The organism is Endozoicomonas sp. G2_1, assembly GCF_017744155.1.
GTDB lineage: Bacteria > Pseudomonadota > Gammaproteobacteria > Enterobacterales > Alteromonadaceae > JAGHQT01.
Window position 1 is genome coordinate 503,435 of the sequence record NZ_JAGHQT010000001.1, and the last position, 18,820, is coordinate 522,254.

Here is an 18,820-nt window from a genome sequence, read left to right on the forward strand (position 1 = left end):
TGCTGTTGTTTTCGTTGTGCTAATAATTAGTTAGCCGCTTGGCCATTAACCTGATTGCTTGGCTGGCGGTAACCCCACCAAATAATAAAGGCGCCAGTCAATACCATAGGCAGGCTTAAAATTTGCCCCATTGAAATATATGAGAAAATAAAACCTAGATGTGCATCCGGCTCACGGAACAACTCAACAATCATTCTAAAAATGCCATAACCGATTAAAAAGCTACCAGACGCCATGCCCAAGCGCTTAGACTTAATGCTGACTAAATAAACAATCGCGAATAACACTAAGCCTTCGAGAAAAAACTCATATAACTGTGAAGGGTGACGCGGCAACTGTAATGGGTCTGTTGGAAACACCATTGCCCAAGAAACATCCGTTTGGCGGCCCCAAAGTTCGGCGTTAATAAAGTTACCAATGCGGCCTACACCTAGGCCAATCGGCACGAGTGGCGCAACAAAGTCACCTACTTGTAAAAAGCCTTTTTGCGTTTTTCGAGCGAAAAGAAAGATCGCTAAAATAACACCCAGTAATCCGCCGTGGAACGACATACCGCCTTCCCAGATTTTAAACAAATAAGCGGGCTCAGCCAAGAAGAGTTCAAACTGATAAAACAATACGTAGCCAATACGGCCACCTAAAATAACCCCTAAAAAACCAAAAAATAACAAGTCACTGACTTGGTCTCGAGTCCAGACACCACCGCTGCGATCAGCTGCCCTATTGGCAAGCAACATAGCGGTAACAAAAGCAACTAAGTACATCATGCCGTACCAGTGCAATGAAATAGGGCCTATTGAAAAAATAACCGGATCAATTTGAGGAAACTGCAAAAAACGCTCAGTCATGAAAACACATGTCCTAGAATAAAATAGGCTCAGATTATGCCCAAGTTGGGGTTAAAATACTACGGGGCGATGAAAATACTATCGCGAAAAACAAGCCATTAAACCTTGGTGCCTAAACAGAGAAATACATTTTTATTGCCACTAACAGCAAAAAGCCAGCAAAGCACTTTTTGAGTAACGCAACAGGTAACCTAGCAGCTAATTTCACGCCTATTGGCGCAAAGAAAACAGAGGTACAGACAATGCCAACCAAGGCAGGTAAATAAACATAGCCCAAACTCCACTGAGGCAGCCCTGTTTGGTCAATACCAGCGACAACAAAAGTTAGCGTGCCAAATAGCGCGACCACGACACCGCAGATAGTTGCAACACCAATACTGTGACGAACGGGCAATGAATAGTAAGTCAAAACAGGTACTAAAATAGAGCCGCCAGCGATGCCCATTAAGCTCGATAAAATACCTGTTCCTAAACCAATAACCAGCAATTTAGTTTTGCTTGGCAGTGGCTGCTCACCAGAAACTTTTACCGCCAACATCATGTAAATAGCTAACAAGCTGACGGTAACCGCGAAAAACTTAGTGAGCGCGTCGCTTGAACTGTTGTCGGCAATTAAAGCACCAACTGCCGCGCCAATAGCAATCCCCACCATTAACTGACGGGCGACATGCCACGGAATATTGCCATTCTTGTGATGCGCTCTAGAAGCTGAGGTTGCAGTCAGAATAATGGTTGCCAACGAAGTTGCCAACGCCATCGGCATTGCCAAGTTTTGATCAACACCCAACTCAAGTAACAAGTACACCAACGCAGGTACTATGACTAAGCCGCCGCCAATGCCGAGCAAACCCGCTAACACGCCAACAACGGCACCAAGTGCTAAACAAACAACAAAAATAGTTAACAACATTTAACAAATAAGCTCAAAGTAAAAGAAAAATCGCTACATGCCTGCGCGAATAAAGCCGCCAAACTGCCAGTTCTCAAGTGTCTGATGTAAGTGTTCTCGCACTTGTTGGCTACTGGATAAACTCAAGACGTAATTCAACAGCGCTTGTGCATCAGTGAGGTTAACATGGCGAATAATCCACTTTATTCGCGCCACATTATGAGGGTTCATACTGAGCTTATCGTAGCCCATCGCTAACAATAACAATGCACCAGCTGGCTCTCCAGCCAGTTCACCACATAAACTTAATGGCACAGATAAACGCTTGGCTGCTTGCGAAATACTGTTGAGTGCATGCAAGACCGCCGGGTGATATGAATCATAAAGTGCCGAAACTCTCGGGTTATTGCGGTCAACGGCTAATAAATACTGGGTCAAATCGTTACTACCAACCGAGAAAAAGTCTACTCGCTCAGCTAAGCTCGCCAGCTGAAAAATAGTGCCGGGAACTTCAATCATGACACCGACTTTAGGTTTGGCTAACAGCTGTTGATAGTCTTGTGAAACTTCTTGATAAGCTTGGTTAATCAAGCGCAGTGCTTCGTCGACTTCTTCAGCACCGGCGACCATCGGCAGCATAATAGCGAGATTGCCATAGGGTTGATTAGCGCGCATCATCGCCCTAACCTGCACCAAAAATATCTCAGGATGATCTAAGGTTATCCGGATACCACGCCAGCCCAAAAATGGATTTTCCTCTTCGATAGGAAAATATGGCAGTGCTTTATCGCCGCCAATATCAAGGGTTCTCATCACCACACTTTGCTCGGCAAATGACGACAAAACCTCGCTGTAAAGCTTGGTTTGCTCGTGCTCTGTAGGAAAGCTTTGGCGATTCATAAAAGGAATTTCAGTGCGGTACAAACCGATACCTTGAGCACCGGCGTTTTTCGAGTGCTCAAACCCCACGGCCAAGCCTGCGTTTAACTGTAATTGAACAATATGACCATCTGGCGTTTGCGCGGGTAAATCAACAACCTGTTTCACTTTATCGGCTAAAAAGTGCTCTTCGACAACCAATGCTTGATATGCACTCAGTAAGTGCTCGTCAGGCGCAATAAAGAGTTCGCCACTGTAGCCGTCAACAATAGTTGTAACCGGTGATAAGTCGGCTAAATTAAGCTGTTCAACCCCCATCACAGCAGGTAAACCCAAAGCCCTCGCTAATATCGCGGCATGTGAGTTTTGCGAGCCCGTTAGCGAGACCATGGCTTTCATACCTCGGTGCTGATGCTCCGCCAACATACTGGCAGTCACTTCGTGCGCCACCAACACGTATTGCTCAGGTAGTGAACTCAACTGTTCTTGCGCTTGCTCAATATAACTGAGCAAACGATTACCCAAGTCGCGAATATCACTCGCTCTTTCACGCAAGTAGCTATCATCGAGATTATTGAACTTGCTAATGTACTGCTCAAAAACCAATTTTAACGCGCTAGCGACATTCCAACCGGCGTTTATTTCGCTTTCAATTTCTTGAGTTAACGCTGGACTGTCGAGCATGTGCTTATACATTTCAAAAATATCTAAGCTTTGATCGCTAATCAAACCACTGAGCTCTGCGCTCATTTTGTTGAAATCGGCTCGGGTCTTTTTCGCCGCCATCCGAAGCAGTTTCAGCTGTTTTTTATGGTTGCTGTCACGAGTTAAGGCAACATTTTTCAATTCGGCTTTTGGCTGACAAATCCAAACAGGTGCAATGGCGACACCCGATGAGCCTGGAATGCCTTTCAACGGTTGATGATAGAGCTGTTGTTGGCGATTAGTAAAACTTGCGTGGCGAGCTTCGGCATTTGCTAATACCGCAGCAATTTGAGCCGACAACGTGACAACAAAAGCTTCTTCGAGTTCAGAAAACTGCCTAACCTGATATTGACGCAACGAAATAACACCAAGTACTTTGCGTTGATGTATAATTGGCGTCCCTAAAAACGCTTGAAAATCGTCTTCATTGGCATCGGGCAGATATTTAAAATAAGGGTGATGTTGTGCATCGGCGACATTAATTGGTTCTTCGCGCTGACCGACAAAACCAACCAAACCTTCAGAAAAGCCAACACAAACTTGGCCGATAGAAGTTTGCGCAAAGCCGTCTGAAGCCATCAAACGAAAGTGGCCCGCTTGGTAGTCGGCAATGTAAACCGAACAACAGTCGGCACTGATAGCAGACTTTACTTGCTCAACTAGCTGCTGTAATGCCTTAGCAAGATCAGCTTCTTGACTGAAACCTAAGACAATTTTTCGCAACTTAGTGAGCATAGTACCCCTTAGGTTAAAGAGAAGACGAATAGAAAAGAAACATCGCCCATAGTCGCTATGGGCGAAGCATAATAATAATCAGTGTCGGCGTTTTCGGCGATCATAGCGGTGAATAGACAATGCCACAGGGGCAAACTCTTTCATCACTTTGCGATACACTTCCCGTTTAAACGAGACTACTTGTCTGACCGGATACCAATAACTCACCCAACGCCAGTCATCAAATTCAGGATGTGAACAGTGTAATAAGTTCACCGCTGATTCGTGGCTGGTAAGTTTTAGTAAAAACCATTTCTGCTTTTGACCAATACACACAGGTGTACTGTCGTGTCTTACAAAACGCTTCGGTAATTTATATCTCAGCCAGTGTTTAGTTGATGCAACAATTTTTACATGTTCGGGTTTTAATCCGACTTCTTCGTACAATTCGCGATACATGGTTTGCTCAGGTGTCTCACCTTCGTCAACGCCACCTTGCGGAAATTGCCAAGAATGTTGCCCAAAACGTCTGGCCCAAAAAACCTGTCCCCTGTCATTGATTATTACTATGCCGACATTGGCGCGATAGCCTTCGGCATCGATCACAGGAACTCCCAACTCAAATATTCAGTAATATGTCACTGATTCTTCCACAACTTTTGGTATTGAGCAAATGAATATTTGCTTGCGCGCAGGATAGCCACTGCGGATAATAGCCAAAATCGCTGTGCTAATGACCGACGTGACAAATAAATTTCCAACACCAAGCTCTGCTACTGAATTAGTCGACAGGGCCCAACAACTCGCAGGTATGACCCTAGCTGAAGCTGCTGAGCTTGCTAAGGTCAAGGTGCCTAAAAGCCTAGTCAAAGAAAAAGGCTGGATAGGCTTGCTGTTAGAAACCTTGCTCGGCGCTGATGCCGGTACCAAGGCTGAACCTGACTTTACTGAGCTTGGCATCGAATTGAAAACGCTACCTATCAGCTACACGGGCAAACCGCTTGAAACCACTTTTGTCAGTGTTGCGCCACTCACTGGCATCAATGGTGAAACTTGGCACACGAGCCATATCTACCGAAAACTAAAGCGAGTGCTATGGGTACCGATAATCGCCGATAAAACACTTGCTGTGGCTGATCGCACCATAGCAACCAGCTTTTTATGGACACCATCACCACAGGAAGAACAACTTTTAAAACAGGACTGGCAAGAACTCACCGATATGATCGCCCTTGGTCAAGTTGAACAAATAAACGGTCGTATTGGTCAAGTGCTACAACTGCGCCCAAAAGCCGCCAACAGCCAAGTAAAAACACAGGCTTTTGACCAACACGGACGCCCATTTATGACACTGCCCCGTGGTTTTTACTTAAAAACTCAATTCACCCAACAACTTTTAAACGCTCATTTGCGTATCAATTGATAAATAAGTCACTTTACAAGTTTACTTTTATTTGTTGTATTAGAGGTTAGTAAGTCCTCACCACAAGTCATGCCACATTTGTTTTTTACTTATCGGATAAACCAGATAAAATAAGCATCATTATCGTAACGGCCAAACAATCGAGATAACTAGTATTTTACATGACAGCATTCGCTAAATTTGATCGCTACATTACCGGTATATTTTTTCTTACCGTCGTCACCCTAATTGCGACCTCATATTTCGCTTTTAAGGCGGTTTTAGGCGTTCATTACAAACAGCAACAAGAAATAATGCTACCGCTGTACTCTTTAGTGACTGCTGAAATAGTACGTCCGCTGATTGCATCGCACTACATGGCCAATGATGAATTTTTGATTGACCACATTGAGCAAGACAGCGTCGATAAAAAGAAGTTACTGACCTACCTAAAACGCTTATCAAACGAATACGGCATGCTTACGTTTATCGCCATCGATAAACACAACTTTAGACTTGACTCAGGTAATCAAGTACACAGTTTAAGCGTTGAGGATTCTGAGTGGTATCACAGGTTAAAAGCGCAAGATAAAGATCAATTTGCCGATATCGGCAACGCTGAAGACCCACACCTGTACTTCGATGTCAAAATGTATAATGCCGACAAGTTTATTGGTTTTGCTGGCGTTGGCTTAGATTTGAATTATTTTGCCGATACCTTTGCCAACCTAAAGCAGCAATACGGTTTTAACCTTTACTTTGTCGACGAAAATAATGAAGTAACACTGTCTTCTGATGCGATAATGAAAACCGAAAGTCACCACCGACGCGAACAAATAGTTAACTTAAATGAGCTCGAATGGTTTCAGCACTATCAAAAGCAAACAGATAAATCACAAGGCACTGTCATCGACACTGGCACTGAAAGCTTATCGGTCTCTGTGCTCCCGGTGAAAGAGCTTAACTGGCAAGTCTATATTACTGCGCCACCGGCGAGCGAACAAAATGCTTACTGGCAGATATTTTTCAGCCGCTTTAGTATTTTCGTTGTAGTAGCAACAATCTTATATTGGTTATTTCTAAAATCACTTAAGGCATACCAAAAACGCCTGGTTGCCGACGCCGAAATTGACTTTTTAACCAAATTACCAAACCGGACATACATTAACTGGTGGTTTGATAGTATCAAGACCGAGCATACTAGTCTGAGTATAGTAATGGCCGACATTGACCACTTTAAATCCATCAATGACACTCATGGCCACTTAATCGGTGACGATGTTTTAAAATCAGTTGCAGAAACGCTGAGCAGTAATGTTCGTAAAATGGATATTGTTGGTCGCTGGGGTGGCGAAGAGTTTATCTTACTATTTCCTGACACTGAAATAGATCAAGTGATCGAAGTCACTGAAAGGATCAGACACAATATTGAGCAATTGCCATTTAAAAACAAACTCAACAACCAAAGCTTTTCTACCACGGTCAGCTTTGGTGTCAGCCATGGCAATTTAGCCAATACTGATATTGAATCATTAATCGAAAATGCCGACAACGCCCTTTATCAAGCGAAAAAAGCAGGCCGTAATCAAGTGATTTGCCAGCCAAGCGCTGACTAAAATTTCAATCGTATTTTAATCAGCGCTTAACTTGCCTGTGTATCTAGACTTCAGTATCGAGACTTAAGCGTCGATACTTGAACATAGATACTAGAGAGCACAAATATTAGAGTGATAAAACGGAAACTCTTTGTCCTAAGCTAAATGATTGGCCAGCATCAATTGTCGTTAGTTCAGTGCGCGCGGCCTCTAAACAAACGTACTCCAATTGGCCATTTTCGCTAATATCCTTCATTCTGGCGGCAATCGTTGCATCAGGATTCCAAAGTACCCATTGGCTGATGTTAGTTGGCTCAATCGCAATAACGCGTTTTAAGCCTTTATCAATCAATCTCATTGATTGGCCGCTGTGATAAATGCGATCTATCGCCCCCATACAACTATTGACCTCACCCGCTGGTTGCTCTTGTTCGGTCAACTGGTCGTAGTAATCAACCTGACTCAGTTCAGGGATCTGACAATTTTCCGGGTGGCTTACAGTAAAATAACTGTGTAACGCACCGCTAAACTCAACGGCATGTTCAGCTAAATTGGTAATAAGCAACTGTTGGCTGAACTCGACACCAAAGCTCAAATGCTGCTCTAATTTAGCCGCTGCTGGCCAAAGCGCATGCGTATTTTGACCCTGCCAAACTAGCCTAATATCAACCACATCATCAGTCGTGGTAATTGAAGCAACTTTCCATAACTGGTTACGAGCAAAACCGTGATTACCACCGTCTTGATACGGCCCAAACCAAGGCCAGCAGATTGGTACACCGCCCCGAATAGCTTTGCCCTTGTTAAAGTATGCCGCTTTGCTAAGCCAAAATACTTGCTCCTGATCTTTAGGCTGCCAGGTCAGCACTTGGCCACCATATAAACTGACACTGGCAACAAAATTAGGGTGAACAATATCTAAAATTGGCAAACCATTTATCTGGCGCCAACTTACTGAACTAGTATGAGACAAAGCAAATTCCTCTGAGAGTTCTAAATCAACTTAATAATAAAATCCCTGTACAAATCCGCTCTTTGCCTTCCATGGCATCGCTGGATAAGTACTTCCCTGTACAAAAAAGCTGCTGATATTATATCAGCAGCTTTTTAGGTGACTACAACGCATAAGTAAAGCGTTACTTGGTATAAGCGCGAGGCATATCGGTATCTGCAGTATAACGCTTGCGCAGGGCATCTTGGCGACTTTCGGTACCGTACTCTTGGCCTGAAATCCACATTTGCTCAACGTGACTATTTAAGTCTAAAGGATCTGCACTCCAAAGCACTAAGTCAGCTTTTTGACCAACAGCTACGCGTCCGGTATCCAAGCCAAAAATATCGGCAACATTAGCACTAATAGCAGCAATAGCTTGCTCTTTGGTCAAGCCATTGGCAACTGCGTTACCCGCGTTGTATCTAAGTTGATACAAGTTATGGGTATCACCGCCAACAGTTAAGGCAATTTTCACACCTGCACTCGTCAGTAGTTCAGCGTTTTTCAACGAGTTGTGCAAGCTATCAAAACCGCCCGGCAAATTGCTAATTGGGTTAATAATGACAGGGATTTCCGCCTTCGCCAATTTATCTGCAACCACTGCACCGTCTTCTGCACCAGCGATAACTAAGTTAATGCCAAACTTGTCTTTTAGCTTGATCAACTGGACTAAGTCAATGGCGCGATCAGCATAAACAATCACAGGTAATTGCCCCGTGATAACTTTCGCCATTAGCTGTTCTTTTTTGCTTGGTTCCTTGTCCGACTCACTCGACTTTTTCTTATCAGCTTTTTTTGAGGATTGGCTTTTAGCCATCTTGCTGTGAGCTTTTTCAGCACTTTCTAACTCGTCGATTAGATTTTGTAAATCCATCGCGCGTGAGCCTTTACTCTTAGCACCTAAGCTGACGATTACCGCTTTATCTGTCGCAATCACACTGTCAAAGTCACCAGTCAGCTCAGTAACAAAAGCTTGGCCTTTAAAGATACTATCACCGCCTTGAGGCACTGAAACGTTAGTAGTAATACCACCCTTACGCGTATATGGAATCACACTCGTTTTAGGGTTAAAGGCCAAACTGGCATCAAAGGTGATGTCAGCCTTTTTATCTCGGGCATCGCGACTGTTAGCAACTGCGCCAACCTCGACTAAGCCCAATTGATTCATGCTACCAATAAAGCCCGGTGTTAATACCTTGCCCTTGGCGTCAACAACTTGATCCGCTTCTACTGACGCAGGGTTAATTGCACTAATCACACCGTTATCAACAATAACGGTTGCCCCTTCAAGGACTCCCTGCTCAGTGGCGCTATAGACTTTGGCATTAGTAATTGCCAAGCTTGCTGCCAAACTCGAAAATGCCGCTAAACTCGGTGCTAGAGCAAGTGCTAATAGTGATTTTTTAAACATTGTCATGACTCACTCCCTATGGTTGGCCTAGTAGAAAATCGCTTTTCGCTTGATATTTAGGATCAAAGCGGTCGTATACTTTAGCGCCATCGACAAACACTTGTTCTGCTTGCGCGTATACGCTAAACGGGTTCATGTTCCAAAGCACAACATCGGCTTTTTTACCTGTTTCCAAACTACCCGTCACGTCTTCAATACCCAGCGATTTAGCGGCATTTGAAGTAATCCAAACAATGGCATCTTGTTCCGTTAATTCAAAGCCAGCATCTTGAGCGCGATATAACACTTTACCCGCTTCTTGGTTTAATCGTTGAATGGTTGAAGATGAATCAGAGTGAACAACTGCACACGAGTTTTTCATCGCATCAACAATAGCTACATTTTCCAATACCATATCGTAAGCTTCCATTTTGAAGCCCCACCAATCTGGCCACATCGCTGCACAATTACCATTATCAGCTAATAAGTCAGCAATTTTGTATGCCTCAACTGCGTGATGGAAAGTACCGGCGTGGTAGTTAAACTCTTTGCCTAAATCAATCATCATCGCCATTTCTTCGGCTTTGTAACAGTGGTTGTGAATCAGAATTTCACCGTCGAGTACACCTTTTAACGTGTCTAACTGAACATTGCGCTCTGGCGCTTCAGGGTTTAAGCCCGCAGCGTAATCCGCTTCATATTTGTCCCACGCGCGCTTGTATTCTGTCGCTAAATGCCAAGCTTCGCGGTAACCTGCCATGTTACCCATACGAGTTTGTGGTGCCTCAGTGCGGCTGCCATAAACTCGTTTTGGATTTTCACCACAAGCCATTTTCAAACCGTAAGGCGCATTTGGAAACTTCATACTTTGCATGGTGTGACCTGGCACGTTGCGCAAAGTCACGCCGCGACCACCAATTAAGTTCGCTGAACCCGGTAAAATCTGTAAGGTTGTCACACCGCCAGCGCGAGCTGCTTGAAAACCAGGATCTTGTGGCCAAACACTGTGCTCAGACCACACTTCAGCAGTCACTGGCGCGGTCATTTCGTTACCGTCGGCATGGGACTCAACGCTCGGGCTTGGATAAACACCTAAGTGCGAGTGAACATCAATAATTCCCGGTGTTAACCACTTGCCTTTGGCGTCAATAACTGTCGCATCGGCATCACTTAGCGATTGACCAACACTGACTACTTTACCATCGGCAAACAAGACATCGGCGTTATCGATGCGCTCGCCAGTACCCGTCAGTACTGTTGCATTAGTAATAAGCGTTTTTGCCGCTGGCAATGGTTGATAGGTGCTCGGATACGGGTCTTTGTTAACCGTAACTTTAGCGTCTTGGCGCTCTTGCTGGCCGCAACCAGTCAGGCCAATTGCAACAGCAGCAACCAATAGCGATGGTGCCAATTTTTGCATAGTTAAGTTCCTGTTTTTTTTAAATTTTATTAAAATATAATTTAGTAGTTTTAGCTAACAATTTGGCGCTAGCTAAACAAGACAATGACGAGATACATTATTATAACAAATTAGAAACAACAAGCACCTACGAGATAAGTAACCAATAAATCAGACCAACGGCGGAAACCATTAATACAGTTCGAAAGGAAAAAGTTCGAAAGGAGAAAAAGAGCGGTGGCGGATTGTGTTAATCACAAACTCCACCAAAATTAAGACCACTGTTTACTCAGCGAAACCAACGTTTAAACTTATCGGCTCTAAGCGCCAGTAGCACTGCGACCATAACCAGATAAATTGACGGCTCAATTAGCTCAGACTTTACGGACCAGTAAAAGTGAACTGCCGCAAGTATTGCCGCTGGATAAACCCAGTTGTGTAATTGCTGCCAACGCTTGCCCATTTTGCGCTTTAACGCGCTCACAGACGTAACCGCAAGCAGTAACAAAACGGTAAACGCCAGCATACCAACCGTGATATAAGGACGTTGAATTATTTCATCAACAAACAGTTGCCAGTTAAACTGCACTTCGAAGAACAAAAAGCTCAGGATATGGAACAAGGCATAAGCAAATGCATACAAACCGACTAAGCGCCTTGTTTGCAGTATATATGCTTGTTTAAAGCGTTTTGCCAACGGGCTAATCAACAAACTCAACAACAAAATATTGAGGGCGCCAATACCAGTGAAGTGCAAAATAGCCTCGACTGGGTCGCCGCCAAGCTGATCAATAATCGCTAAGTAATAGGTATAAACTAGTGGAATAAGTGCCGCTAAATGAATAACCGTTTTCAATAACCAGACTTTGGTTTTAGTCGCCATAAGCTAGTAATTTTTCCGCAGATTCATACCTTTATATAGGTGCGCTACTTGCTCGCCATAGCCATTAAACGGCAAGGTTTCAATGCGGTTACGAGCAAACAAGCCACCAGTTGTGATACGTCTTTCACTGGCTTGACTCCAACGCGGATGCGAAACATCAGGGTTAACATTGGCGTAAAAGCCATACTCATTTGGCGCCAGAATATTCCAGGTAGTTTTTGGACGACGCTTGGTTAATTCGATAGAGACAATTGACTTAATGCTCTTAAAGCCGTATTTCCAAGGCACCACTAATCGCACTGGCGCGCCATTTTGGTTTGGTAACGCTTTGCCGTACATTCCCACCGACATCAAGGTAAGGTCGTTCATTGCTTCATCAAGGCGCAGGCCTTCAATATACGGATACTTGATACCACCGCCAATGCGTCGACTCGCCTGTCCAGGCATTTGCTCAGGGTCGTATAAGGTTTTAAAGGCAACATATTTAGCGTCAGAAGTTGGTTTTGCTAACTTAATTAATTCTGCTAACGGGAAGCCAATCCACGGAATCACCATCGACCAAGCTTCAACACAGCGCAGGCGATAAATGCGCTCTTGCAAGGCAAATTTGTTGAACAAATCGTCATAATCTAAAGTCAATTCGTTTTCAACATGACCAGAGATTTTCAACTGCCAAGGATTAACTTTAAAGTTTTGTGCAAGCTCTGACGGTTGATTTTTTTGCGTCCCAAACTCGTAGAAGTTGTTGTGAGTCGTTGCTTTTAATTCTGGCGTTTGCACTTGCCCCAGCGCTTGTGCTGATTTTTCAGCGCTAAAGTCGAGTGCTTTTAAGTTAGGGTTAACGGCACCTTGTGCTTGATCACCACCAAATAAACTCAGACTTGCCGCTCGGCTAGGGGTTGTAGCAGCCATTAATGCACCGGTACCAACAAAGCCCATTTTTTTCAACATATCACGACGATTGTGATAAACCGACTCGTCTGTAACCTGATTTTCTCCGATGTGATCTGACGACTTAAACTTGATCAACATAAACCTGTACCTAACTCATTGCAAAATTCATAGTCAATAAGACCTTGAACGAGCCAGATTATTTCACCTAAAAGCAATTAGCCTTGATATTTCAACACGCTAGTTACTTGTAAAAACCAGCTTGTTGACCAACGCCAATTGACTTTGCCAATAGCCAGAGTGTTTCGGCAGCGAGTCTTGTTTATCTTGTACGCGGCGGTGATAAAACAGGTGCATGCTAGGTTCAGGTAACTCTGCTGAGTCAAAATTACTGGCGGGAATAAAACTATAACCCCAGTTTGGTAGGAAATTTAAGGTCGCTAACACAGGTTGTGAGCAATGCATACAAACGCCTCGGTTGACCGCTGGCGGCAATCTGTGTTTGGCAAAAGTAAGCGATGATTGGTCCACTTGAGCGAGATCTTGTGATTTAACCACTACGACATCAGCAAACGGTTGTTTGTAGACCTTTTGACAAATTTTACAGTGGCAAATAAATCGAGTCAGGACCTGACCATTGACCGCCAAACTCGATTTTTTGCATTGGCAAGCAGTTTCAATTGACATATTTTAGGGCTCTCCTGCGACACTAAACCGTCAATCTAGCTCGAAGTCCGCTATTTGTCACTAGCAAAGTCGGTCAGTGTTTGCCCAGACATGCGATAGCCAATCCACTCGGGTTGCGCTTCAGCACCAATTGACTGATAAAAGTCTCGCGATGGCTTATTCCAATCTAAGCAGCTCCACTCAAAACGACCACAACCTTTATCAAGTGCAATTTTAGCCAGCTTTTTTAGCATCAAAGTACCTGCTCCCAAGCCGCGGTGCTCTTGGGAGACATATAAATCTTCCAAGTAAAGTCCGGGCTTTGCCAACCAAGTTGAATAATTAAAAAAGTAAACGGCAATACCAATGGCTTGGCCGTCGAGCTCACAGATAAGCGCATCAACGTGACCATCGTCGGCGAAAATCGTCGACCTGATGGTTTGTTCTGTTGCCAGCACTTCATGCTCTGCCTTTTCATAAATAGCCAGTTCTTTGATAAAGTGCAAAATGGTTGCAGTATCATCAATATTTGCTGGTCGAATGTTAATGTTGGCCAAAATAATCTCCTGCCTAGGTATGTCTAAAAATCACTGCTTACTTCAAAGGTTAACGGCTGCTGGCTAATAGGGTGAATAAAGCTCAAGTGCTCGGCGTGTAAATGCAAGCGTTGCTCGCGTATCCCGTTTAGCGTTTTACCGGCGCTATTTTTACCATATAAATCGTCGCCAATCATGGGTAAATTGAGCCCTTTCGGGTGCGCGCAGTGAACTCTAAGTTGATGAGTACGCCCTGTTTTAGGGTATAAGTGCACCCGTGATTGTTGCTGATTAACCTCAATTAATTGCCAATAGGTTTCTGCATTTTTGCCTGTTTGTTGGCAGACTTTTTGTCTTGGTCGATCGTCGAAATCGACAATAAGGGGCAGGTTAATCGTTCCTTCTCGGCCGTACTCATCAACATTCAAAACACCATCAAGCAAGGCAAGATAACGCTTTTGTACGACGCGATTAATAAACTGCTTTTGTAAGTGCTTATGCGCTCTTGGGTTTAACGCCAACACCATCAAGCCCGAGGTCGACATATCTAAACGATGAACAATCAAAGACCCAGTCGCATCGGGGAATGTCTGTTTAATACGGCTATACACCGAGTCTTGAATATTTTTACCCGGTACAGAAAGCAGCTCAGCCGGCTTATTAACCACCAGAATATCGTCGTCTTGGTAGACAATCTCTAGCTCTTTATCTTGAGCACTATTGGCTAATAAAGGATTATCATCTACCGCTAATCCTTTCAGCATGTGCGTCAAAATAGGAAAGCATTTGCCCTGACAAGAGGGATAAAACTGTCGATGGCGACGGATTTCAGAGCTAGGGCTCTTTCCCCACCAAAATTCAGCCAGCGCAATCGGTGTCAATTGATGTAAATAGGCGTATTGTAATAATTTAGGCGCCGCACAATCGCCAGCACCTGCCGGTGGCGGATGGTTAGCATATTCGCGAAAAACATCTGCCAAATCTCGGCTTTCGGACTGTGCATTTAAAAACTGATATCGACTAAAAAATTGCTGCTGTAGTTGATTAGAGCGCTGTTTACGCTGCTGTTTTAATGAATCAATGGCGTCGACAAGGCTGTCTAATTGCTGACTTGTCGTTGATATTTGTTCCCGCCACAGCTCTTTCAAAGATAACAGCTGTTTTTTATCACTAACACTTTGCCCTGCTAGACTAATTTCAAGCTTAGTTAATTGATCTGAGCTTAATTCACCACACGCCAATTCACCTTTGGCACGGGCGCGCGCGGCTTTGCGCTGCTTACGGCGTTCAACCATATGCGCTTGCTGCTCTGATATTTCTTGCTCAGCGCTGTGGTTTTGTTCTGATAAACGTGCAGTTAGGGCGGCCAACTCTGGTGCAGCCGACAATGACGCTATTTCACTATTTAACTGATTAATAAGGTTTTGCTCAGCGATTAATTCCTTATCCTGATAGATATCAAAAACAGGCGGCACAAAGCCAGGTACATCACTGCTATCTGCTAGCTTACCCGAAAATGCCAAGAGATAGCCAAGTTCGCCATCTGAGTTTTTTACCACCAAAACACCAAACATTTTGCCACTTGCTAGCGCGCTGTCATCGTCTTCGTTTAAACCAAAATTATGATGCCACGACTTTTGCTCTTTAAGGTGTTGTTGCAATTGCTCAGCAGCAAGTACCGCAAGTTGATGTGGTTGATAATAAAATGGAAAGGTAAAACGTGATGGCTGTGCGATATGGTCAACGCTTTGAGCAAACAGAGTAAAATAAGAATCATCAGATAACATAGTTTGCCTATACACTAACACCGCTGTGATCACGCTGGTTAGCAACGAGATCACTTAACATAAAAAGAGTGCAATTTTACGCACTCTTTTTTGTTATCACAAGTTAACCATTAGAGCTCAAATGTGTGCTTTTCTTGCATCAAGTCATAATCAGCTAAATAGTTAGCAATGGTGGTAAAAGACGTCGTCTTAATTTTACCTTGGTGATCCTTCATCGTGATACCGCTATTGAACATACTACCCAGTGACAATTTCAAGCGACTAAAGTGAATCGGTTGTGGTGAAAAGTAAGCTTTAGTGTTGGCTTTAAGCCTGCTCATATCGGTGGTTTGATAAATCGCGGCGTTAACAATATTTAAGGTATGCTCGGTACAGTTTTGATAGCGATTATTGTACGGATTCGCAATCAAGGAATATCGAGGATTGTGCAATTGTTGATTTTGACCACTGGCGATAACCTCGATTATTCGCTGTTGTAATTCGGCACTAGGAATAATAATGCCAGCTTTTAACTCGGATACTCCCCAGAAAAAATCCACTGGATAATCAGTTACCAAGCTACTCTTAGCGCTATTATCTGCGTTTTGGTAAAGGTTGTGGATTGCATATCCTTTCGCGGTTTTGCCATTGCTCAAGGTAATTTCTGAGTAAACAGCAATTGCCGTATGAGTAAATTCAATTCCCTTTGGTAGCTTTTCTTGAGGTTGCCCTAAGCGCGCAATAATAAAAGCTCTTGCTCCTTGCTGAGCAGCATATTTTTCCACTTGTTTGGCAAAGCTGGCTATTTCTTGCGGGCTAAAGTTTGCCTCAGTTGCACGGTTGCTACCCGCGTAGCTTGTACAAACAAATAGTAAGGTATAGACTAAAACAATTAATTGATTCATCGTACATTCCTCGTGGTAAATTGCTCATTAGGCTTATTCTTTCATTGCTTGATCCGGCGCTCGGTCGACGGTAATTGTGATTTCAGTGACTTCTAACACAACAGGCGTTTTGTCTATCGAGTGAGTCAATTCGCTACTCGCTACTTTCGACATACCTTCACCAAGTTCTATACTGGCTTCAGCGGCGCTAACCGCAACACTGCCTACAACTACAAGCGGCACCGCGATAACCCCACTTGCCACTTGCACCGAACCAACACTACCATGGCTCAACGCCAGTGCCGAGTGCTTACTCGCCTGGCTAGTATGCTCAGATGAAGGCTCAGCAAACACAGAACTAGCGCTAAATAAAACAGACAATGCAGTAAAAACAGGTAATAACTTCATAGTAATTCCTCAGTGATTCAACTGTTTTCAACACTAGTGAGGTGTATTAGTTATGTAAACCAAAGCATTTGATGTATTAAGATAAAACACCTAAAGTATATTTATTTGATACTTTACTGAGCTAAACCCTCAATATAGCCCTCGTTTCAGGTTTGGAGTGACAATGAGTCAGATTAAGCAGATTTCAGAAACTTTAAAACAATTACTCAAGCAGCATAAATTAACCTATAAGCAAGTTGCCGCGCAGTTAGAGATGAGTGAAGCAAACATCAAGCGGGTATTTGCAACTAACAGCTTTTCATTAGAGCGGCTTGAGCAAATTTGTCAGCTGATCAATTTAACCCTATCCGATCTTTTTATTTTGTTAGAAAAACAACAACCGCAGCTAACTGAACTTACCTTAGAGCAGGAGCAAGAGTTAATTGATAACCCTAAGCTCTTGTTATTTGCTGCTTGCGTGCGCGACTACTTATCGTTTGACGACATCATCAGCCACTACAACATTGACCTGCATCAGGGGATTCAATTAATGGCGAAGTTAGACAAAATTAAATTGATTCAACTGTTGCCAAACAACAATTACAAACTCTTGCTGTCGCGAGATTTTAGATGGCTTAAAAATGGGCCATTAGAGAAGTTTATGGAAACGGAAGTGCTTGATCGCTTTATGGCCAATAACTTTGATGGCGAAGATTGCTTCCGCTTTTACTTGCGAGGTCGCTACTCGCAAACATCAATATCAATACTGCAACGCAAGTTAAACCAATTAACGAAAGAAGCGGCAGAACTCAACCTCGAAGATAGCCACCTAGCATTGGCGCAAAGAAAACACATGGGAATGCTGTGCGCGCTAAGGCCATGGGAGCCTTCATTATTTGAGCAATTTAGAACACAATCATAACAATCAACGCCTTGAGTATATTATTTAAATACCAAAAGCATAAAATAGTTATTCTAAAGACAATGCAGTTTACTTAATTTATTCTCAAGCACATACTCGCTCCAGCCAACGCTACAGGGTGTGGCAAGATTAAAAAGAGGAAGTGAGTATGAATAACAAACCAACCAGAGCTTTTGTATTATTGTCTATTGCAATGTTAGTCGCAGGTATTGCGACGTTTTGTTTGGGCTTAGTCAATGCTGAAATGCAACTCAACGAAAAAGGTTATTACTTTGCTATCTTAATTTTTGGCCTATTTTCATTTGTCTCATTACAAAAAAGTGTTCGCGACAAACTCGAAGGTCATAGCATATCCAAACCATACAGTATTATGTGTTGGGTATCTTCAGGTGCTGCAGTTGCTCTGCTCACGATAGGCCTGATAAACGCCGAATTGCTGCTCAGCGAAAAAGGCTTCTACGCCATGGCGTATTTACTCAGTGGTTTTGCCGCAATCACAGTACAGAAAAATGTTCGTGATATTCTGGCGATAAAAAATAGCTAGAGAGCTTCCTTCGCTGCTAAACACCTAAAACCAAAACAAAAAAGGTAGTAACACATCAGTGTTACTACCTTTAAATGATTCAAATTGAATATAAAAGAAAATTAGTGGTTTTCTGAGACCATGTTCACCGTGTACTTAGGAATTTCGACCACTAAGTCTTCGTCGGCAATAATCGCCTGACATCCCAAGCGCGATTCAGGCTCTAAGCCCCACGCTTTGTCGAGCATATCGTCTTCTAATTCGTCGCTTTCTTCTAACGAATCAAAACCTTCGCGAATAATGACGTGACAGGTGGTACAAGCACAAACTTTTTCACAGGCGTGCTCAATACCAATATCGTTTTTTAACGCGACGTTTAATACACTTTCGCCGGTTTCGGCTTCAAGCACTGCACCCTCTGGGCAAAGCTCTTCGTGGGGTAGAAAAATAATTTGTGGCATTGATGCGCTCTCTAAATATATTTAAAAAAACTTGTCTAAAAAATGTCTAAAATTCTGTTAAAACTCATTGCTTACCGATGCAAACA

General features: G+C 43.4%; 19 protein-coding genes. 4 read left to right on the forward strand and 15 right to left on the reverse strand.

Translation table 11 applies throughout. The features are described 5' to 3' along the window. Positions 1 to 26 precede the first annotated feature (26 nt). From lgt to rppH, 4 genes are all read right to left on the reverse strand, one after another. A complete protein-coding gene (gene lgt, locus J7384_RS02305; RefSeq protein WP_209110886.1) occupies positions 27 to 848 on the reverse strand; it encodes a prolipoprotein diacylglyceryl transferase in 822 nt (273 codons plus the stop codon). 112 nt (positions 849 to 960) lie between these two features. Further along, positions 961 to 1,758, reverse strand: coding sequence for a sulfite exporter TauE/SafE family protein (locus tag J7384_RS02310; RefSeq protein WP_209110888.1), 798 nt, complete (start codon positions 1,756 to 1,758; stop codon positions 961 to 963). 33 nt (positions 1,759 to 1,791) lie between these two features. Continuing rightward, a complete protein-coding gene (gene ptsP, locus J7384_RS02315) occupies positions 1,792 to 4,056 on the reverse strand; it encodes a phosphoenolpyruvate--protein phosphotransferase (RefSeq protein WP_209110890.1) in 2,265 nt (754 codons plus the stop codon). 78 nt (positions 4,057 to 4,134) lie between these two features. Beyond that, complete coding sequence (rppH, locus tag J7384_RS02320; protein ID WP_209110892.1) at positions 4,135 to 4,641, reverse strand: RNA pyrophosphohydrolase; 507 nt, start codon at positions 4,639 to 4,641, stop codon at positions 4,135 to 4,137. Between the two features lie 127 nt (positions 4,642 to 4,768). Here rppH and mutH point away from each other — a divergent pair, with 127 nt between their 5' ends. Together mutH and J7384_RS02330 are read left to right on the forward strand one after the other, a co-directional pair. Beyond that, positions 4,769 to 5,458 carry a DNA mismatch repair endonuclease MutH gene (gene mutH / locus J7384_RS02325; RefSeq protein WP_209110894.1) on the forward strand — a complete coding sequence of 230 codons (690 nt, stop codon included), beginning with the start codon at positions 4,769 to 4,771 and terminating at the stop codon, positions 5,456 to 5,458. Between the two features lie 161 nt (positions 5,459 to 5,619). Beyond that, positions 5,620 to 7,053: a diguanylate cyclase gene (locus tag J7384_RS02330; RefSeq protein ID WP_209110895.1), complete on the forward strand. Its 1,434-nt coding sequence runs from the start codon at positions 5,620 to 5,622 to the stop codon at positions 7,051 to 7,053. A 106-nt stretch (positions 7,054 to 7,159) separates the two neighbouring features. Here the strand turns inward: J7384_RS02330 and J7384_RS02335 are convergent, their stop codons facing one another. The 10 genes from J7384_RS02335 to J7384_RS02380 all read right to left on the reverse strand — a co-directional run bounded on the left by J7384_RS02335 (position 7,160) and on the right by J7384_RS02380 (position 16,849). Next, on the reverse strand, positions 7,160 to 8,005 hold the full coding sequence (locus tag J7384_RS02335) for a D-hexose-6-phosphate mutarotase (protein ID WP_209110897.1): 846 nt from the start codon (positions 8,003 to 8,005) through the stop codon (positions 7,160 to 7,162). 163 nt (positions 8,006 to 8,168) lie between these two features. Then, positions 8,169 to 9,443 (reverse strand): amidohydrolase family protein, encoded by a 1,275-nt coding sequence (locus tag J7384_RS02340; RefSeq protein WP_209110899.1) that lies wholly within the window; start codon positions 9,441 to 9,443, stop codon positions 8,169 to 8,171. 10 nt (positions 9,444 to 9,453) lie between these two features. Beyond that, positions 9,454 to 10,836 carry an amidohydrolase gene (locus J7384_RS02345; RefSeq protein WP_209110901.1) on the reverse strand — a complete coding sequence of 461 codons (1,383 nt, stop codon included), beginning with the start codon at positions 10,834 to 10,836 and terminating at the stop codon, positions 9,454 to 9,456. Between the two features lie 268 nt (positions 10,837 to 11,104). Beyond that, the gene (gene msrQ, locus J7384_RS02350) at positions 11,105 to 11,698 is read right to left on the reverse strand and encodes a protein-methionine-sulfoxide reductase heme-binding subunit MsrQ (RefSeq protein WP_209110903.1); all 594 of its coding nucleotides are present in this window, start codon (positions 11,696 to 11,698) and stop codon (positions 11,105 to 11,107) included. A gap of 3 nt (positions 11,699 to 11,701) precedes the next feature. Beyond that, positions 11,702 to 12,730 (reverse strand): protein-methionine-sulfoxide reductase catalytic subunit MsrP, encoded by a 1,029-nt coding sequence (gene msrP, locus J7384_RS02355; RefSeq protein ID WP_209110905.1) that lies wholly within the window; start codon positions 12,728 to 12,730, stop codon positions 11,702 to 11,704. Positions 12,731 to 12,829: 99 nt separating this feature from the next. Then, entirely contained in the window at positions 12,830 to 13,276 is a 447-nt protein-coding gene (locus J7384_RS02360; RefSeq protein ID WP_209110911.1) for a GFA family protein, read from the reverse strand. A 50-nt stretch (positions 13,277 to 13,326) separates the two neighbouring features. Further along, positions 13,327 to 13,812, reverse strand: a complete 486-nt coding sequence (locus tag J7384_RS02365; RefSeq protein ID WP_209110913.1) for a GNAT family N-acetyltransferase — start codon at positions 13,810 to 13,812, stop codon at positions 13,327 to 13,329. Positions 13,813 to 13,835: 23 nt separating this feature from the next. After that, entirely contained in the window at positions 13,836 to 15,578 is a 1,743-nt protein-coding gene (locus J7384_RS02370) for an RluA family pseudouridine synthase (RefSeq protein ID WP_209110915.1), read from the reverse strand. 110 nt (positions 15,579 to 15,688) lie between these two features. Further along, positions 15,689 to 16,462: a DUF2145 domain-containing protein gene (locus tag J7384_RS02375; RefSeq protein WP_209110917.1), complete on the reverse strand. Its 774-nt coding sequence runs from the start codon at positions 16,460 to 16,462 to the stop codon at positions 15,689 to 15,691. A 33-nt stretch (positions 16,463 to 16,495) separates the two neighbouring features. Continuing rightward, positions 16,496 to 16,849, reverse strand: coding sequence for a hypothetical protein (locus J7384_RS02380; protein WP_209110919.1), 354 nt, complete (start codon positions 16,847 to 16,849; stop codon positions 16,496 to 16,498). A gap of 163 nt (positions 16,850 to 17,012) precedes the next feature. Between J7384_RS02380 and J7384_RS02385 the strand changes: the two genes are divergently transcribed. Both J7384_RS02385 and yiaA read left to right on the forward strand, forming a co-directional pair. Next, entirely contained in the window at positions 17,013 to 17,750 is a 738-nt protein-coding gene (locus J7384_RS02385) for a helix-turn-helix transcriptional regulator (protein WP_209110921.1), read from the forward strand. A 148-nt stretch (positions 17,751 to 17,898) separates the two neighbouring features. Continuing rightward, positions 17,899 to 18,294 carry an inner membrane protein YiaA gene (gene yiaA, locus J7384_RS02390; RefSeq protein ID WP_209110922.1) on the forward strand — a complete coding sequence of 132 codons (396 nt, stop codon included), beginning with the start codon at positions 17,899 to 17,901 and terminating at the stop codon, positions 18,292 to 18,294. Positions 18,295 to 18,395: 101 nt separating this feature from the next. Here the strand turns inward: yiaA and fdx are convergent, their stop codons facing one another. Next, positions 18,396 to 18,734 carry an ISC system 2Fe-2S type ferredoxin gene (gene fdx, locus J7384_RS02395; RefSeq protein ID WP_209110930.1) on the reverse strand — a complete coding sequence of 113 codons (339 nt, stop codon included), beginning with the start codon at positions 18,732 to 18,734 and terminating at the stop codon, positions 18,396 to 18,398. Positions 18,735 to 18,820: the final 86 nt, after the last annotated feature.

Bases quoted from the DNA above. Each gene is read 5' to 3' on its own strand.
- lgt (WP_209110886.1), bottom strand. From the start codon at position 848: ATGACTGAGCGTTTTTTGCAGTTTCCTCAAATTGATCCGGTTATTTTT.
- J7384_RS02310 (WP_209110888.1), bottom strand. From the start codon at position 1,758: ATGTTGTTAACTATTTTTGTTGTTTGTTTAGCACTTGGTGCCGTTGTT.
- ptsP (WP_209110890.1), bottom strand. From the start codon at position 4,056: ATGCTCACTAAGTTGCGAAAAATTGTCTTAGGTTTCAGTCAAGAAGCT.
- mutH (WP_209110894.1), top strand. From the start codon at position 4,769: ATGACCGACGTGACAAATAAATTTCCAACACCAAGCTCTGCTACTGAA.
- J7384_RS02330 (WP_209110895.1), top strand. From the start codon at position 5,620: ATGACAGCATTCGCTAAATTTGATCGCTACATTACCGGTATATTTTTT.
- J7384_RS02340 (WP_209110899.1), bottom strand. From the start codon at position 9,443: ATGACAATGTTTAAAAAATCACTATTAGCACTTGCTCTAGCACCGAGT.
- J7384_RS02345 (WP_209110901.1), bottom strand. From the start codon at position 10,836: ATGCAAAAATTGGCACCATCGCTATTGGTTGCTGCTGTTGCAATTGGC.
- msrQ (WP_209110903.1), bottom strand. From the start codon at position 11,698: ATGGCGACTAAAACCAAAGTCTGGTTATTGAAAACGGTTATTCATTTA.
- msrP (WP_209110905.1), bottom strand. From the start codon at position 12,730: ATGTTGATCAAGTTTAAGTCGTCAGATCACATCGGAGAAAATCAGGTT.
- J7384_RS02360 (WP_209110911.1), bottom strand. From the start codon at position 13,276: ATGTCAATTGAAACTGCTTGCCAATGCAAAAAATCGAGTTTGGCGGTC.
- J7384_RS02370 (WP_209110915.1), bottom strand. From the start codon at position 15,578: ATGTTATCTGATGATTCTTATTTTACTCTGTTTGCTCAAAGCGTTGAC.
- J7384_RS02375 (WP_209110917.1), bottom strand. From the start codon at position 16,462: ATGAATCAATTAATTGTTTTAGTCTATACCTTACTATTTGTTTGTACA.
- J7384_RS02380 (WP_209110919.1), bottom strand. From the start codon at position 16,849: ATGAAGTTATTACCTGTTTTTACTGCATTGTCTGTTTTATTTAGCGCT.
- J7384_RS02385 (WP_209110921.1), top strand. From the start codon at position 17,013: ATGAGTCAGATTAAGCAGATTTCAGAAACTTTAAAACAATTACTCAAG.
- yiaA (WP_209110922.1), top strand. From the start codon at position 17,899: ATGAATAACAAACCAACCAGAGCTTTTGTATTATTGTCTATTGCAATG.
- fdx (WP_209110930.1), bottom strand. From the start codon at position 18,734: ATGCCACAAATTATTTTTCTACCCCACGAAGAGCTTTGCCCAGAGGGT.